Raw genomic sequence first — 16,227 nt, 5'->3', positions numbered from 1 at the left:
GGGACGAGCGAAACCCCGGGGGAGTGGGGGTGCCGGTCATGCGGCGGGGCGGGTGTTTCCGGTGCTGCGGCATCGGGGCGGCGCTTCGGGGTGCCGCCGAGTGTCGGGGCGTGCCGCGCGGTGTCAGCGGCGTACGGAACTTGAGAGCCGACACGGAGCGAACAGGGTCCGCATTGGTTCGGGGGTCTTTGCTTCCTTGGTCTTGAGGGCCGGTCTCAGGGGCTGTGGCAGAGGGCTGGGGTAGCATCCGGCCTGACATCTTCTCCCATGAGACAGCCTTGTTGGTGCTGTGGTTCGGAACCTGAAGTGGTCATGGATCTGCGGGGAGGTTCTCGAGGAGGTTTGTGTCTGCTTGAGAACTCTCATTCCTTTTTGGGTCGTGAGCGTCGCCAAGCGGTGAGGTGTTTGCGCACTTCAGACACTGTGGCAGCCACCCTCCGGGGTGGCTGAGGATCGCAACTTCGATGTCTATTTTGTCGGAAAGCAACCTGGCCGACGCTTCGGGGGACAAGGGCAGCTCGGCGAGAGTGGTGGACGCGGCTTGGTAGCGCTGGATGCTGGCGGGCTCCTCGATGTAGACGTCGCTGGTCATGAGTTCGACGTGGGCGGTTTCCAGCCGGTACGTGGCCGGGAGGGTGAAGGCGCCGGGTGGGTGCCGGCGGTCAGCGGAAGGACCTGGACGGTGATGTTGGGGCGTTTGGCGTGTTCCACCAGGCGGCGGAGTTGGGCGGTGCGTCGGGTTCGTCCAGGTGCTGGTGGAGCAGGGCTTTGTGGACGACGGCGTCGACGGGGTTCTCGTCTCTGGTGAGGATCTGCTGGCGCTGCTTGCGCACGGAGACGAAGTGGTCGAGCTCCTCCTCGCTGAGTCCGGCTCCACTGGCGGCGCGGATCGCTGTGCGCGCGTACCGCTCGTGCTGGAGCAGGCCGGGAATGAAGCCGAGCTCGAAGGTGCGGATGTGGGTGGCGGCCGCTTCCAGGCGTACCGGGTCGAAGCGGGAAGGGCGAGGCGGTTGCCGTGCTCGACCCGTCATCCGTGCCGTTCGGCCCCGTACCGGTTGAGCGGGGAGTGGACGAGTGCCACGCTCGTTCTCCGGCTCCCATCGGTTGGTTCTCGGTGTGTCCGACAGGCGGTTCGTCCTCGAATTCCAGCAGCGAAAAGGGGCCGGTCAGACCGATGTGGGCGCCAAGGCCGCCGCCGAGTAGGCCATTCGGCAGATAACTCACAATTACTCCGAAACAGCGCGGGCAGTTGCCGCAGAGGCAGTCTCCCGCGCCTTTGTATTTCCGGAGTTTGCCACTTTTGCATGTGCGGCAGCGGAATCATGTGGTGCTCTCTACATTTTTGGTGGTGCCGAATGCCTGGAATGCGGCTGTGGCGGTTGGGCAGGGCTGGCTAAAATCATGCTCCGATTCTGAAAGTAATCGGAATATCAATTTCTGATTGGGGTTTGTGCATGCGTCCCCCCGCTCGTGCTCCTGATCGGCCTGATAGGGCTGACCGGCTGCGAGGCAGCAACTGACTGAGGTTTGATTGTTTGGTTCCGGGTTGAAGTCCGGTGTGGGTGAGGAAACCGTCCACCGGATCGGGGCGGTACCGCAGCCGACGCAGACCCGACCGGACCGCTGGGCCCAACTCCGCAGAGGACAGCGCCGCCAGGTTGGCCAACGCTGTGCCCTTGAGATGGGAGTAGACATCCTCCACCGGGTTCAGTTCCGGGGTATGGGAAGGCAGGTCTCCATCTCCAACCACTCCCGATCCTCGATCGCCGCGCGCGTCCAGGACCCGGTGGACACCGTCCAAGAAGACGACCAGGTCACGGTCGTGATACCACCCCGGGCGGGTACGGAAACAGCGTCCGCGACCCGTGACTGCGGCGGTGGCAGCACACCGCGGCCATCGACATCGTGGCCGGGCGGCCCTTGACCACGTGCGGCACCGCGTCTGCCCGACCGGCGCCCAGGTGCGGCACAAGGTCAGTCCCGCGCCGGCCCCGTCCGCGACGACGATCCCGGCCCCTTTTCTCCGATCCGCGGCCAGGTCTGCTCGACCCGGGCCGCGATGGCCTCCTCGTCGCGTTCGACGGCGCGACGGGCCGGGATCTGCACCGACCACCCCATCGCCTTCAACAGCCGCCGCACTCCTGAGGGGTCGGCGTAGGCGGCACCGAAGGTCTCGGCGATCACCCGCCGCACCCGGTGGCGTTGTTCGGGGTCCAGACAGCCCTTGGGGCCGGTGCGGCCCTTACTCGTCGGCGCTTCGGTGCCGCCTTGGTGCCAGGCGCGCCGCCAGTGGTTGACCGCGCGGGCGGTGACGCCGAGCAGGTCGCCGATACGGGTGTCGGACCTCTCGTCCTGCTCGAACAGGGCGGCCGCGGTCAAGCGGCGTTGCTGCTTGCCGTGGGCGTCCATGACGCCCCTCCTCGAAGAGAGTTCCCAAGTGAGTAGGCACGTACCCACTCAGGAAACGAACGGTCAAAACTCAGTGAGGTGTGAGTGTTCGGTTCTGCGGTGGGCGCGGGGTCTTCGCGGAGAGTTCGGGGGAAGGTGAGGCATTCCGCACCGGCCGTCCGGGGCGGGCCCCACGGGTTGGCCGTGCCTGGTCGAGGCGCCCCCGGGCGCCGAGTCCGGGCGCGCCTCCACAGGCGGATGAGGGGCGGGGACACCGGTCGCCCCGGGCCGGTTTCTCCGTGGTGCGGGACCGTCTCCGAGGGCGCGGGAGGGTGGGACCGTGTCCGGACTCGGCGCCAGGGCGCCTCGACCGGACATCGGCACCCCGTGGTGGCCCGCTTCTGGAGGGTTCTGTGGAATGCCTCGGCCTCGCCGGGGGTGCGGCGGAACCGCATCCGCGGCGAACCCGACCATCAAACCTCGATCAGTGAGTGTCCAGGGAAAGAAAACGGTCCGCAAGATCGTGGCCAGTTCCGGCGAAGCCGACCCGGTAGCGGCGGTCCAGTCCGTTCAGCAGTTCATCAACCAGAGTCCGTGGGAGTGGCCGGAGATTCGCAGGGCCATCGCCGAATACGTCGACTCCCGCACGGAGGTGAGCGCCTGGGTCATCGACAACGCCATCATTCCCAAACGCGGCTGCCACTCCGTGGGGGTCGCCAAACGGTTCATCCCCCACGCCGGAAAGACCATCAACTGCCAGGTGGGCGTCGGCCTCTACCTGGCAACCGACCAGGGGGCCGTCCCCGCGGACTGGCGCCTGCTGATCCCCGACGCGTGGCTGGGCGACCAGCAGCGCCGCAGCAGGGCCAAAATCCCCGACGGCGTCACCAAGATGCCCGTCTGGGCGCACATCCTCGACCTCACGGACACGGTCGCCCGTGACTGGGGGCTTCCTCCCGTACCCGTGATCGCGGACCTGCACTGCACCCCCGACTCCGACTCGCTGATCAGCGGTCTCCTCGGACGCGGCCTGCAGTTCCTGGTCGAGGTGGGCGACACGGCGGAGATCGCCCTCGCGGCCCCCGCCAGGGGAGCCGAGGCAGGCCGCCCGGCCGAGCGGCCGGGCCCCACCAGGACCACGACCGTCCGCCACCGCATCCGGTCCGGTTACGAACTGTGGCGCCAGACGGTCCCGGTCCCGGAAGGAGGCGGACAGCAGCAGTACCACGTCGCCAGTTGCGTCGTGCACCGGCCGGTCAGGACCAGGAGCGACCCGTTCCCCTCCCGCCTCCGCCTGGTCGCGGCCTCCCCCCAGAACGATCCCCACCTGACCCGGTACTGGCTCACCAATCTCCCCTACGACCGAGTGGGCGAGGTCTTCGCCCTCGCCGTCCAGCACACCGACAGCAGCCGCAACCGCAACCCGACCGAGGAGAGGTTCGGGTTGCGGGACTTCGAGGGACGCTCCTTCCCCGGCTGGCACCACCACATGACCCTCGTGTCAGCGGCCTACGCCTACGACCTGCTGTGCAGACAGGCCGTGCTGTCGCCCCTGTGACCCCGGGTCGGACCGCCCGCCTCCCGCCTCCCCGCCGCGAGAGGGCGGGCGGTCCGTGTCAGTCCTCCTTCTCCTCCTCCGCACCGGCGGGTCCGCCGTTGAGCCGGACGGCGTCGGCCGTCACCTGGATGAACGCCTCGACGCGCGCGGTCACGTCCTGGGCGCGCCAGACCAGTGCCACCTCGGTGTGCGGCGCGTCGGGCATGGGGACGTAGACGATGTCGGGCCGGCCGTAGTAGCGGGCGACGGAGGCCGCGACCGGGGAGATGCCGTGTCCGGCGGCGATATGCGCCAGCAGTTCCTGGAAGGTCGCCACCGCCGGGCCGCGTTCCACGGCACGCCCGCTGGGCGTGACGGGCGGAACGTGGAAGTCCCACCAGTAGGCCGGGGCGGGGGTGGCCACGGCGAAGACCCGGTCGCGGGCCAGGTCCTCCAGGCTGGCCCGCTCCTGTCCGGCGAAGGGATGGGTGGCACTCACCGCGAGCATGCGGGGTTCGCGTACCACGACCGGACCGACCACCAGGTCCGGTTCCTGTACCGGCAGCCGGGTGAACAGGAGGTCGACCTCGCCGCGGCGCAGCGGACCGAGCGGATCGGCGAAGTGCGCCTCCACCATCACCACCTCGCAGCCGGGGTGGCGGGTGCGGAAGGCGGACAGGATCCGCGGGGTCAACTCGTTGGCCGCCGAACCGAGGAAGCCGACGCGCAGCACGCCCTCGACGCCGCGGGCGGTGTCACGGGCCCGGTGCACCGCACCCTGCAACTGGCGGTAGGCGGGCGCGATCTCCTCGTGGACCTGCCTGCCCAGCGGCGTCAGGTCGACGCGCCGACTGGAACGGACGAACAGCGCCGCACCGATACGGCGCTCCAGCGTCTTCACGAGCTGGCTGATGCGGGGCTGGGAAATCTGCAGCCGTTCGGCCGCGCGTCCGAAATGCAGCTCCTCGGCGACGGCAAGAAACGCCTCGATCTCACGCAGATCCAGCATCGTCTTCCCAAGAATTGCCCCGGCTTATCGCTGCTTTCACGATCCGCCATTGTTCCACACCGGAATCGTCGACACAGTGGAGGAGCCCCGGTGATCCGATTCTTCCGAGAGACTTTCCACGAGGGGACGAATTCCTGTGGCTGAAGCAACCGCCTCCACGACGGCCGACTCCACCACGGCCGCCCGGCCGAGAGAGACGGAGCCGTCCACCCGCCAGAGGTGGACACTGTTCGCCGTCATGGCCGGCACGTTCATCGCGATCATGGACTCGTTCATCGTCAACGTCGCCATACCGTCGATCCGTGCCGACCTGGACGCCAGTTACGCCCAGATCGAACTCGCCGTCGCCGGCTACGTCCTTGTCTACGGACTGCTGCTGGTCACGGGAGGACGCCTGGGCGACCTGTTCGGCTACCGCCGGATGTACCTGGCGGGCCTGGCGCTGTTCACCGCGGCCTCGCTGGCGTGCGGACTGGCGCCTTCGCCCGAACTCCTCATCGCCGCCCGCGTCGTGCAGGCCGCAGGCGCGGCCCTGTTCTACCCGCAGGTGCTGTCGGTGCTGCAGACCGCGTTCACCGGAAAAGCCCAGGCCCGCGCCTTCTCGATCTTCGGCGCCACCATCGGCCTGGCCTCCGTCGCCGGCCAGCTCGTCGGCGGGGCACTGGTCAGCGCGGACCTGTTCGGACTGTCCTGGCGTCCGATCTTCCTGATCAACATCCCCATCGGTGCGGCCACGCTCCTCATAGCCGCCGCGGTCCTGCCCGCCGCGCGCGGCACCGTGCGCCCCAGCCTCGACCTGCGCGGTGTCGCGCTGCTCAGCACCGCGCTGCTGCTGGTGTCCATCCCCCTGGTGGAGGGGCAGGCCGCCGGATGGCCGCTGTGGGCCTGGGGCATGCTGGCCCTGTCCGTCCCCTGCTTCGTCGCCTTCACCCTCTGGGAGCGCCGCCTTGCCGCGATCGGCGGGGACCCCCTGGTGCCCCCGTCGCTGTTCCGACTGCCGGGCTTCGCCGGGGGCAACGTCCTCGCGCTGGCGTTCTTCGCGGGAAACGCCGGACTGTTCTTCGTGCTGACCCTGCACCTGCAGGGCGGTATGGGGTACTCGCCGCTGGTGGCGGGCCTGACCTTCACCCCGCTCGCGGTGGCCTTCGTCGCCGCCTCACTGCTGGCGCCCCGCATCCAGGAACGCATCGGCATGAGGGTGCTGACCCTCGGCTACGCCGTCAACGCCGCGGGAACCCTGATGCTGCTGGGATGCGCGCTGGCCTTCGACACCGGTCTCAGCGGCTGGATCATGGCCCCGGCGCTGGCGGTCATCGGCTTCGGCGAGGGGCTGGGGGTGAGTCCGCTGTTCGGCGCGGTCCTCGCCAACGTGCCGCAGAGGGATGCCGGGGCGGCCTCCGGGGTCCTGGAGACCACGACACAGATCGGCATGTCCTTCGGCGTCACCGTGCTGGGGCTGGTCTTCGGGGTCGTCCTGGGCGCCGGTGCGGGACTGGCCGTCTCCACCACCGCGTTCACCGCCGCGCTCGTCGGCAACCTGGCGCTGGCCGTCATCGCGCTCGCGCTCATGCCCGTCGTGCTCCGCGACCAGCGGACGACCACCGTGTGACCGCCCACCGCCGCGGTGCTCCGGAGACCCTGTGCCCTCGGAGCACCGCGGTGCCGACCGCCCGCGGCGGGGAAGCGGCCCGTGCGACCGGCACGGCACCACGTCCGCCGAGGGGACCGGAGCGGTCCGGCGCGGGCGGTCGGGACCCGAACCACGCAGCCGCAGTGTGAGAGCTTCGCCGCGGAAGGACACGCGCTGCGAGAGAGTGCGACATGGATGCTGCGAATGGCGTTCGGAAGCGGGGGCGAGGATCCGTCTGCTCGCGCCCTGCGACCGGCCCGAGAGCGGCGACGCACGCTACTACCTGGACGCGCGGTGCGTCCTGTTCCGGGGGCACCCCGGCTGCTGCTGCTTCTAGGCGGGCGGCTTTGGTGCCGGTGGTCCGCCCCCGGCGCCGCGTCGGGGCGCCGGGGGCGGGGGCGAGGTGCGGGCGGCCGAGCCGGTTCGCGACCCCGGCCGGGACCGCAGGTCGACAGGGGAGCCCCCGCAGACCGCGGAGCGGAAGGCAGCGACGGCCGGGCTGCCGTGTCGGCGCCCGTGTGGCTCCTCTCAAGGACAGCGGTCGCAAACTGTCCGCAATCGCCGAGGGGCCACGGGGACCGGCCGCCTGCTCGTCCCGTCGCCGTCAGTCGTGGAGGGTCCCGGAGTCCGCGGTTCCGGTCGCGTCGGTGGCGGGCCGGTGATGGACGGGGAAGTTCACCGACCGGGCGATGAAGCAGAACTCCCCGACGCGTCCGTGCAGGCTCTCGGCGAGTTCGACCTGCGCCGGGTCGGCGACGGTGACGCGGGGTCGCAGGGTGACCTCGCTGAAGTGCCCTGCTCCCGTAGCCTCCTCGACCATGGTGCCGGTCGGCTCGTCGCGGTAGGCGACGACGGTGACCCCGGCGGTGGTGGCCAGGTGCAGGTACCAGAGCATGTGGCACTGGGCGAGCGAGGCGAGCAGGAGCTGCTCGGGGTTCCACCGGGCGGGGTCGCCCCGGAAGGCCGGGTCGGACGATCCGGGAATGGCCGGTCGGCCCTCGGCGGACACCTCGTGGTCGCGGAGGTAGGCGCGGTAGGACGAGGTGCCGGTACCGGTGTTGCCGGTCCAGGTGAGCTGGACGCGGTAGTGGTGCTCCTTGGCCACGGGGATCTCCGATTGGTCGGGGGGAGGGGGGACGCGGCGGCGGGGCCGCCGCTCAGGACCTTTTGAGCGTACGCAGGACGGAGCGCCGCTTGCGGCGGGGACCCCCGAGCGCCTGCGGCGGCCGGGCGCGGCCAGGCCTCGCGAACGGGCGGCGCTGCCGGTCAGGGCGCGGTGAGGACCGGCACCGCTCTTCACGTGGGCCGCCCGCCGACACGCTGCATGACGTGCCCCCGCTCTTCGTGCACATATTGGTTCGGCCGGGTGCTGGTGGCGGGGACGTGCGCGGCGCGGAGGAGGCTGAGGAGAGGACGGGAAAGACTCCTCGGTAGTGGGGGAGGAGGTGCTGCGGGGATGAGGGCGGAAGCCCCGGTGGAGTGGGGAGTGCCGGTCATGCGGCGGGGCGGGTGTTTCCGGTGCTGCGGCATCGGGGCGGCGCTTCGGGGTGCCGCCGAGTGTCGGGGCGTGCCGCGTGGTGTCAGCGGTGTACGGAATCTGAGAGCCGGCACGGAGCGAACAGGGTCCGCATTGGTTCGGGGGTCTTTGCTTCCTCGGGCTTGAGAGCTGGTCTCGTCGAGGTTTGACAGCCGGGTTCGCGGCGGATGCGATTCCGCCGCACCTCCGGCGAGGCCGAGGCGTTCCACAGAACCCTCCAGAAGCGGGCCACCACGGGCTGCCGATGTCCGGTCGAGGCGCCCTGGCGCCGAGTCCGGACACGGCCCCACCCACCCGCACCCTCCAAGGCGGCCCCGCACTACAAGGTGCTGCCCCCGGGGGTGGCCGGTGTTCCTTCGGCGCTGGTCCGCCCGCAGAGCGCGCCCGGACTCGGCGCCCGGGGTGCCTCGACCAGCCGCCGCCAGCCGGTGGTGGCCCGCTCCGGACGGCCGGGGTGGAATGCCTCGTCCTTCCCCGGTTTCTCCGGAAAGAACCCGCGCCCACCGCAGAACCGAACACTCACACATCAGTGAGAACCCTCATTCCTTTCTGAGTCGTGAGTGTCGCCGAGCAGTGAGGTGTTTGCGCACTTCAGACACTGTGGTAGCCACCCTCCGTGGTGGCTGGGGACCGCAACCCCTATGCGGGTGCGCGGTGGTCCCGGTGGCTGAGGATCGCAACCCCCGGGTATTGCGACCAACGCAGGCCCCCGGCCTTGACGGCCCCGGGGACCCCGTCGACGCACTGGCACCCACCCAGGAAGGAAGCCGCTGATGGCGCGGATCGACCTCGACGCCCTGACACTCGAACAGAAGGCCTCGCTGCTGTCGGGACGGGACTTCTGGACCACCAAGGCGGTCGAGGAGGCCGGGATCCCCTCGATCGTCCTCACCGACGGCCCGCACGGCATCCGCCGCCAGGCGGGGGAGACGGACCATCTCGGCATCAACGACAGCGAACCGGCCACCTGCTTCCCACCGGCCGCCGCGGTCGGTTCGAGCTGGGACCCGGACGTGGCCGCCCGGCTCGGCGCGGCCCTCGGCCGCGAGGCGCGGGCGCTCGGCGTGGCGGTGGTGCTCGGACCGGGCGTGAACATCAAACGCTCCCCGCTGTGCGGCCGCAACTTCGAGTACTACTCCGAGGACCCGCTGCTGAGCGGGGTGCTGGCCACCGCGCACGTCCGCGCCCTCCAGGCGGAGGGCCCCGGCGCCTCGGTGAAGCACTTCGCGGCCAACAACCAGGAGACCGAGCGGATGCGGATCAGCGCGGACGTCGACGAGCGCACGCTGCGCGAGATCTACCTGCCCGCGTTCGAACGCGTGGTGACGCAGGCGCGACCGGCGACGGTGATGTGCTCCTACAACCGGGTCAACGGCGTCTACGCCTCCGAGCACCACTGGCTGCTGACCGAGGTGCTCCGGGACGAGTGGGGTTTCACCGGAGCGGTCGTCTCCGACTGGGGCGCGGTCAACGACCGCGTCGCGGCACTGGCCGCGGGCCTGGACCTGGAGATGCCGGGCAGCGGGGGCGCCACCGACCGGCAGATCGTCGACGCCGTCCGCGAGGGGCGGCTCGACGGGGCGCTCGTGGACCGGAGCGCGCGCCGGGTGGCCGAGCTGACCGAACGGGCCGCGCCCGCCGACGGCTTCGACGCCGACGCCCACCACGCGCTCGCCCGCGAGCTCGCCGCCGAGTGCCCGGTCCTGCTCAGAAACGAGCGGAACACGCTCCCGCTCGACCGGTTCTCCACGATCGCGGTCATCGGGGAGTTCGCCGCCGCACCGCGCTACCAGGGCGGGGGAAGTTCGCACATCAACCCCACCCGAGTCGACACCGCCCTCGACGCCCTGCGCGCCCTGGCCGAGTCCCGCGGCCGGACCGTCCACTACGAGCGGGGTTTCACCACCGACGGCTCCGGCGGTGCGGCCGACCTCCGGCGCTCCGCGGTCGACGCCGCCGCGGCGGCGGAGGTCGCCGTCGTGTTCGCGGGCCTCGGGGAGGCACAGGAGTCCGAGGGATTCGACCGGGAGACGATCGAGTTGCCCGCCGAGCAGGTCGAACTCATCCGCGCGGTCGCCGCCGCGGCGCCGCGCACCGTCGTCGTGCTGTCCAACGGCGGCGTCGTCTCGCTGGAGGGCTGGCACGACGAGGTGGACGCCGTCCTGGAGTGCTGGCTGCTCGGGCAGGCCGGAGGCCCGGCGGTCGCCGACCTCCTCTTCGGGGTCGCCAACCCGTCCGGACGCCTGGCGGAGAGCATCCCGCTGCGGCTGCGAGACACCCCCGCCCACCTCAACTTCCCCGGAGAGCAGGGCCACGTCCGCTACGGCGAGGGCGTCATGGTCGGCTACCGCTACTACGAGACCGTGGAGCGGCCGGTGCGCTACCCCTTCGGCCACGGGCTCAGCTACACGACCTTCGCCACCCGCGACCTGGAGGTCACGGTCACCGGGGACGACACCGCGGTCGCCGAGGTCACCGTGGCGAACACGGGGCGGCGGGCCGGAAAGCACGTGGTCCAGGTCTATGTCGCCACCGCCGCCGGTCCGGTGCGCCGTCCGGCCCGCGAACTGCGCGCCTTCGCGAAGGTGGCGCTGGAACCGGGGGAGAGCCGGACGGTCGAGATGCCGTTGGACCGCCGCGCCTTCGCCTACTACGACATCGAACTCGGCCGGTGGGTCGTCGCTCCGGGCGAGTACCGGATCCAGGTGGGCCAGGACGCCTCGCACGTCGCCGCCGAGGCGACCGTCACCCTGACCGGCGACGCCGTCGCGCAGGTGCTCTCACTCGACTCCACCGTGGGGGAGTGGTTCTCCCATCCCGTCGTCGGCCTGGCGTTCCTGGAGAGCCTGACCGCCGGAATGGGCGAGGAGCAGGCCCGCCAGGCGGAGCAGAGCGAGGACCTCCTCACGATGGTCGCCTCGATGCCGCTGCGGCAGTTCCTGAGTTTCACCGGTGTCGACATCCCGGCGGAGCGGCTCGAGCAGTTGATGGAGCTCAGCGGGTCACCCCGGTCGGAGTGACCCCGAGGGCGTCGGGGCCACCGCCCGCCCCACGGGTTCCGCGCGGGGCGGTGGAGCCTCCAGCCGGTGCCGAGAGACGGAGGCCGGGGAAGCTCCAGGTGGCCTTCACCCCGGTGCGCCGTGTTCCGGCTCACCGGCCGGGGCGGCACTCTCGCGTCCGGTTGTCCACCTTTTGTCCTTCCTGGGGGCCTGGAGGTGGTGCGCCTTGCCGGCGGATGACCGCCGGTGGGCTGTCATGGAGGTATGCGCTACACCTTGTTGGGCAGGACAGGTCTGGACGTCTCCCGGATCGCCTTCGGGACCTGGCAGTTCGGCGGGGACTGGGGGTTCTTCGACGAACGGGACGCGGTGCGGGCCGTCCGGCGCGCCCGCGAACTCGGCGTGAACCTCTTCGACACCGCGCAGGCCTACGGGTTCGGACAGGCGGAGCGGGTGCTGGGCGCGGCGCTGCGCGACGAACTCCGCCGCGACCGGGACAGCCTGGTGATCGCCACCAAGGGAGGCCTCACCACGAATCCCGACCGCCCGCGCGACGCCCGGCGCGCCTGGCTGCGGCAGGGCGCCGAGTCCAGCCTGCGTGCTCTCGGCGTCGACCACATCGACCTCTACCAGGTGCACTGGCCCGACCCGGCGACCCCGGCGGAGGAGACCGCCGCCGCCCTCCAGGAACTGGTCGACGAGGGCAAGGTCCGCCACGTCGGCGTGTCCAACCACGACGCCGCCCAGTTGGCCGCCCTCGACTCCCTCCGCCCGGTCGAGACGCTGCAACCGCCGTACCACCTGTTCCGCCGTGGGGTCGAGGACGAGATCCTGCCCTATGCCCGCAAGCACGACATCGGAGTGCTGGCCTACAGCCCCCTGGCCAGCGGACTGCTCACCGGCCGCATGACGGCGGACACCGCGTTCGGGCCCGGCGACTGGCGCGCGCACTCCTCGGCGTTCCGCGGTGAGACACTGCGCCACAACCTCGCGGTCGTCGACCGGCTGGCGGAGTTGGCGGGGGCCGGAGGGCTCACGGTCAGCCAACTGGCGATCGCGTGGGTGCTGGCGCAGCCCGGCGTGCACGTGGCGATCGTCGGAGCGCGCAACCTCCACAACATCGACAACAGCCTCGCCGCGGCGGAGACCACCCTCACCGCCGAGGACCTCGCCGCAATCGACCGGCTCACCGCCGACGCGGTGCCGATCGAGGGCGCCACTCCCGAGGGTGTCGTCTGACCCTCGGAGCGCAGGGAATCCCGAGGGCTCACCGGACGGTGGGCCCTCGGCGCGTGCCCGGCGCCCGGACGGGCACGCGTCCTTCCGAGTCCCTCCAGCGCGTCGGGCTGCCGGGGAGTCGGAGCCGCGCGGGACCAGGGCGCGCAGCAGGAGGCGGACGCGGCGGTCGTGGCGACGGCGCGAACGGTGCTCCAGGTCGTCCAGACGCCCTCGAAGGCGGCGCGGACGCCGCCGGTGTCGGCGCAGCGGCCGTGTTCCGCCCGGTGCCGCTCTGGCGGGGGTCCTGCCAGAGCGGGAGCGCCCCCTCCGCTCTCCGACGCGAGCCGGAGCGGCGCGCTGAATAAAACGTTCGCCAAGCGGGTGGGGGAAGCGGTTCACCCCCTGAGCGCCCTTGTTCACCTGCGGTCATGGTGGCGGCGGTTAAATACCACACTTTCTGAGTGGTTTACCCGCGTCGGAGGGGTGTGGCTGACAGCACATCCACCTCCGGTCTTCGGAGATCGGGTGGGCGGGGGTGTGGGGAGTCGTCTTCCGAGTGCGTGCTACCCGCTCTGATCTGGGAGATCCTCTGAGGTCCGGCTCGCCGCCACCGAGTGGCGGATGTCTCGATTTCGCAATGCGGAATCGGGTGGGGCGGAAAATTGGCCGGAAGTGGCCACGTCGTTGCGCCGAAGAAATCCTTGTCAGTAATTTCGCTGAAACGTTTCAACCGGCCGTCGGGGTCCGCGGTCGACTCCGGGAAGCCGACTCGGACGACGTCCGCGGACCACCCCTCGGCCACCCCCCGCACACCCGGCGCAACTGTCGGAAACCGAGAAGGACCAGCATGAGCGATTCGCACGGCGAAGACCCCCGCAAGCCACTTCGCCAACCCTCCCGGCGGCTGTTCCTCGGCCTGGGCGCGGCCCTGGGCGCAGCCGCCGCCGTGCCGCCCGCCCTGGGCGGAACCCCCGCACTGGCCGCCCCCGGTGACCTCGCCGCCGAGTTCCCCGCCCCGGGCCGCGCCGCGCAGGCGAAGTTCCGCTGGTGGTGGCCGCACGGCCTGGTCGACCCCGCCGAGATCGAACGCGAGGTCGACCAGGTCGCCGACGCCGGCTTCGGTGGTCTGGAGATCGCCGACGTCCACCACAGCGCCACCGAGGACCTCGACCCCGCCAACAGCGGCTGGGGCACCCCCGCCTGGGTGAGCGCACTGGAGGCGGCACTGGCCCGCGCCGAGAAGCGCGGCGTCACCATCGACCTCACCATCGGCCCGGCCTGGCCCGCCGCCGTCCCCACGATCACCCCGCAGGACACCGCGGCCGTGCGTGAACTCGCCCACGGCGTGGAGTTCCTCTCCGGCGGACAGGAGTTCGCGGGCGCGGTGCCCGAACCGGTCGTCGAACCCGCCGAGGGCGTCACCGAGCGCAGACTGGTCGCCGTCCAGGTCGCCCGGCTCGCCGACGGCGCCTCCACCGACAAGCGGCCCTACAAGCTCGTCGCCGACACCGTCGAGGAGGTCACCGACCGCGTCACCGACGGAAACCTCACCTGGAGCCCGCCCGACGACGCCACCTGGGCGGTCATCTCCTACTGGGAGCGCGGCTCCGGCCAGCGCCCGGAACGGGGCCCGCACACCGAACCGGTGTCCTACGTGGTCGACCACTTCAGCACCACCGGAACCCAGGCGGTCATCGACTTCTGGGAAGAGGCGATCCTCAACAACCGCGTCCGCGCACTCCTCAAGAAGGCGGGCGGCGCGCTCTTCGAGGACTCCATCGAGATGGAGACCGACGCCACCCTGTGGACCACCACCATGCCGGAGGACTTCGAGCGGCACACCGGATACGCCCTCAAGCCCTACCTGCCGCTGGCCATCCAGCAGGACGAGAATCGGGTGTTCTCCTTCGACTCGACAACCGACCGCCGACTGCTGGACGACTACAACGACACCCTCAGCCAGCTCTACATCGACAAGCACATCAAGCCGCTGAAGAAGTGGGCCGACAAGCTGGGCCTGCAGTACCGGATCCAGCCCTACGGCCTGCAGACCGACGCGGTCACCAAGGCCGCCATCGTGGACATCCCCGAGGGCGAGTCGCTCGGCTTCAAGAACCTCGACGACTTCCGCTCCCTGGCGGGCGGCCGCGACCTGGGCGGCAACACGATCCTGTCCAGCGAGGCGGGCGCCGTCTACGGCGGCTCCTACAGCACCACCTGGGCGCGCACGGTCCGCACGATCTCCCGCGAGTACGCGGCCGGCGTCAACCAGGCGGTCCTGCACGGCTTCTCCTACGCCGACGCCCCCGGCGCCCAGTGGCCCGGCTTCGCCGCCTTCACCCCCTACAGCGGAGGCATCGGCTACAGCGAGTCCTGGGGGCCGCGCCACCCTACCTGGCGGCACGCCCCCGACGTGGCCGGGTTCTTCGCCCGCGCCCAGTACCTGCTGCGCACCGGCGCCTCAACGGTCGACGTCGCCTTCCTGCGCCAGAAGGGCTACGCCGGCTCGGGGTTCGGCGCGGCCTACTTCAGCAGCACCGGCGTCAAGCTCGGCTGGACCCACCAGTTCGTCAGCCCCCGCCTGCTGGAGGTGACCGACCCCAAGGTCAAGAAGGGGCGGCTCGCCCCCGACGGCCCGGCCTACCGCCTGCTCGTCTTCGAGGGCGACGCGTTCAGCGGCCGCGCGACCACCATGCCGCTGGAGACCGCGCGCCGCCTGCTGCGCTACGCCCGGGACGGGCTGCCGATGGTCATCGTCGGCGACTGGAGCGCCCCCGAGGCGCCCGGCGTCGACCAGACGGACAACACCGAGCTGGCCGGGGTCATGGCCGACCTGCTCGCCCAACCCGGCGTCCAGCAGGTCGCCACCCGCGACGACATCGCCGACGGCATCGCCGCGCTGGGCCTGCGGCCCGCCGTCAGCTACGCGCAGTCCTCCCCGCTGCTGCACGCCAAGCGCCGCGACAAGCACGTGGAGCTGTACTACTTCGCCAACGGCTCCGACACCCAGGCCGTCGACCACGAGGTGACCATCACCACCGAGGTGAAGGACGCCCGTCCCTACGCCCTGGACCTGTGGAGCGGCCAGATCACCCCCATCGTCGTCCACCGGGTGGACGGGGACCGGGTCACGGTGCGCGTCCGGCTCGCCCCCGGGGCGTCCAGCGCGATCGCCCTGGCCAAGCACAACCTGGTGGGCGACGGCAGGCCCGGATGGGCCGTGGTGAGCGGCACCGACGCCGACGATGTCGTCCTCTCCGGCGGCAAGCCCGTGGTGCGGGCCGCCGAGCCGGGCGACTACACCGTCACCTACGCCGACGGCGGCACCGACGGCGTGCGCGTCGACAAGGTCGGCGACACCGTCGAACTCACCGGCTGGACGCTGGAGGTGGAGGACTGGCGTCCGGGAGCGAGCGCCACCGAGACCGACATCAGCAGCCACGAGCTGACCCTGGACTCCCCGGCCCCCTGGACCGATCTGCCCGACCTCGCCGATGTCTCGGGCATCGGCCGCTACACCACCACCGTCGACCTCGGCGAGGGGTGGACCGGTGGGGTCGGCGCCCACCTGGAGTTGGGGGAGGTGACCGACACCTTCCGGGTGACGGTCAACGGCACGCCGCTGCCCCCGGCCGACCAGCTCACCCGGCGCGTCGACGTCGGCCCCCACCTGGTGAAGGGGAAGAACACCATCGAGATCGAGGTCGCCACGACCCTGATCAACCGCATGCGGGTCTTCCGGCCCGACGTGTACGGCGGCGCGGCCCGGCAGAAGTACGGACTCATCGGCCCGGTGCGACTGGTCCCCTACGGGCAGGTCGAACTCTGAGAGGCCGCCCCGGCCCGCGGTGGACCGGGGCGGTGGGAGCAAGGGGAGCGGGCCTCGGAGCCGGGGCCCGCTCCCCGCGT

Annotated in this window: 9 protein-coding genes and 1 pseudogene; 5 read left to right on the top strand and 5 right to left on the bottom strand. The window is 71.1% G+C overall.

Going from position 1 to position 16,227, the window contains the following annotated elements; genetic code table 11:
- Positions 1 to 310: 310 nt before the first annotated feature.
- From NI17_RS08775 to NI17_RS08765, 3 genes and pseudogenes are all read right to left on the bottom strand, one after another.
- Positions 311 to 711, bottom strand: a pseudogene (locus NI17_RS08775) (Scr1 family TA system antitoxin-like transcriptional regulator).
- The gene (locus NI17_RS08770) at positions 663 to 1,031 is read right to left on the bottom strand and encodes a Scr1 family TA system antitoxin-like transcriptional regulator (RefSeq protein WP_068691782.1); all 369 of its coding nucleotides are present in this window, start codon (positions 1,029 to 1,031) and stop codon (positions 663 to 665) included. Before NI17_RS08770 ends, NI17_RS08775 begins: the two are co-directional and overlap by 49 nt.
- Before the next feature lie 943 nt (positions 1,032 to 1,974).
- A complete protein-coding gene (locus NI17_RS08765; protein WP_068691784.1) occupies positions 1,975 to 2,409 on the bottom strand; it encodes a winged helix-turn-helix domain-containing protein in 435 nt (144 codons plus the stop codon).
- A gap of 466 nt (positions 2,410 to 2,875) precedes the next feature.
- Here NI17_RS08765 and NI17_RS08760 point away from each other — a divergent pair, with 466 nt between their 5' ends.
- Positions 2,876 to 3,946, top strand: coding sequence for an IS701 family transposase (locus NI17_RS08760; protein WP_170163042.1), 1,071 nt, complete (start codon positions 2,876 to 2,878; stop codon positions 3,944 to 3,946).
- Positions 3,947 to 4,004: 58 nt separating this feature from the next.
- Here the strand turns inward: NI17_RS08760 and NI17_RS08755 are convergent, their stop codons facing one another.
- A complete protein-coding gene (locus NI17_RS08755; protein ID WP_199860058.1) occupies positions 4,005 to 4,934 on the bottom strand; it encodes a LysR family transcriptional regulator in 930 nt (309 codons plus the stop codon).
- A gap of 136 nt (positions 4,935 to 5,070) precedes the next feature.
- On the opposite strand from NI17_RS08755, the gene NI17_RS08750 reads away from it, so the two are divergent.
- On the top strand, positions 5,071 to 6,543 hold the full coding sequence (locus NI17_RS08750; protein ID WP_068691787.1) for an MFS transporter: 1,473 nt from the start codon (positions 5,071 to 5,073) through the stop codon (positions 6,541 to 6,543).
- A gap of 625 nt (positions 6,544 to 7,168) precedes the next feature.
- Here the strand turns inward: NI17_RS08750 and NI17_RS08745 are convergent.
- On the bottom strand, positions 7,169 to 7,669 hold the full coding sequence (locus tag NI17_RS08745) for an OsmC family protein (RefSeq protein ID WP_068691789.1): 501 nt from the start codon (positions 7,667 to 7,669) through the stop codon (positions 7,169 to 7,171).
- A 1,205-nt stretch (positions 7,670 to 8,874) separates the two neighbouring features.
- On the opposite strand from NI17_RS08745, the gene NI17_RS08740 reads away from it, so the two are divergent.
- From NI17_RS08740 to NI17_RS08730, 3 genes are all read left to right on the top strand, one after another.
- Positions 8,875 to 11,121, top strand: coding sequence for a glycoside hydrolase family 3 C-terminal domain-containing protein (locus tag NI17_RS08740; RefSeq protein ID WP_068691791.1), 2,247 nt, complete (start codon positions 8,875 to 8,877; stop codon positions 11,119 to 11,121).
- Between the two features lie 243 nt (positions 11,122 to 11,364).
- Positions 11,365 to 12,339 (top strand): aldo/keto reductase, encoded by a 975-nt coding sequence (locus tag NI17_RS08735; RefSeq protein WP_068691793.1) that lies wholly within the window; start codon positions 11,365 to 11,367, stop codon positions 12,337 to 12,339.
- 826 nt (positions 12,340 to 13,165) lie between these two features.
- Entirely contained in the window at positions 13,166 to 16,147 is a 2,982-nt protein-coding gene (locus tag NI17_RS08730) for a glycosyl hydrolase (protein WP_068691797.1), read from the top strand.
- The last annotated feature ends 80 nt before the right edge of the window (positions 16,148 to 16,227 follow it).

Origin of the sequence: Thermobifida halotolerans, from assembly GCF_003574835.2 — a bacterium.
GTDB lineage: Bacteria > Actinomycetota > Actinomycetes > Streptosporangiales > Streptosporangiaceae > Thermobifida > Thermobifida halotolerans.
The sequence above is the reverse complement of the archived record's forward strand: the minus strand, read 5'-3'. Positions and strand labels throughout refer to the sequence as shown.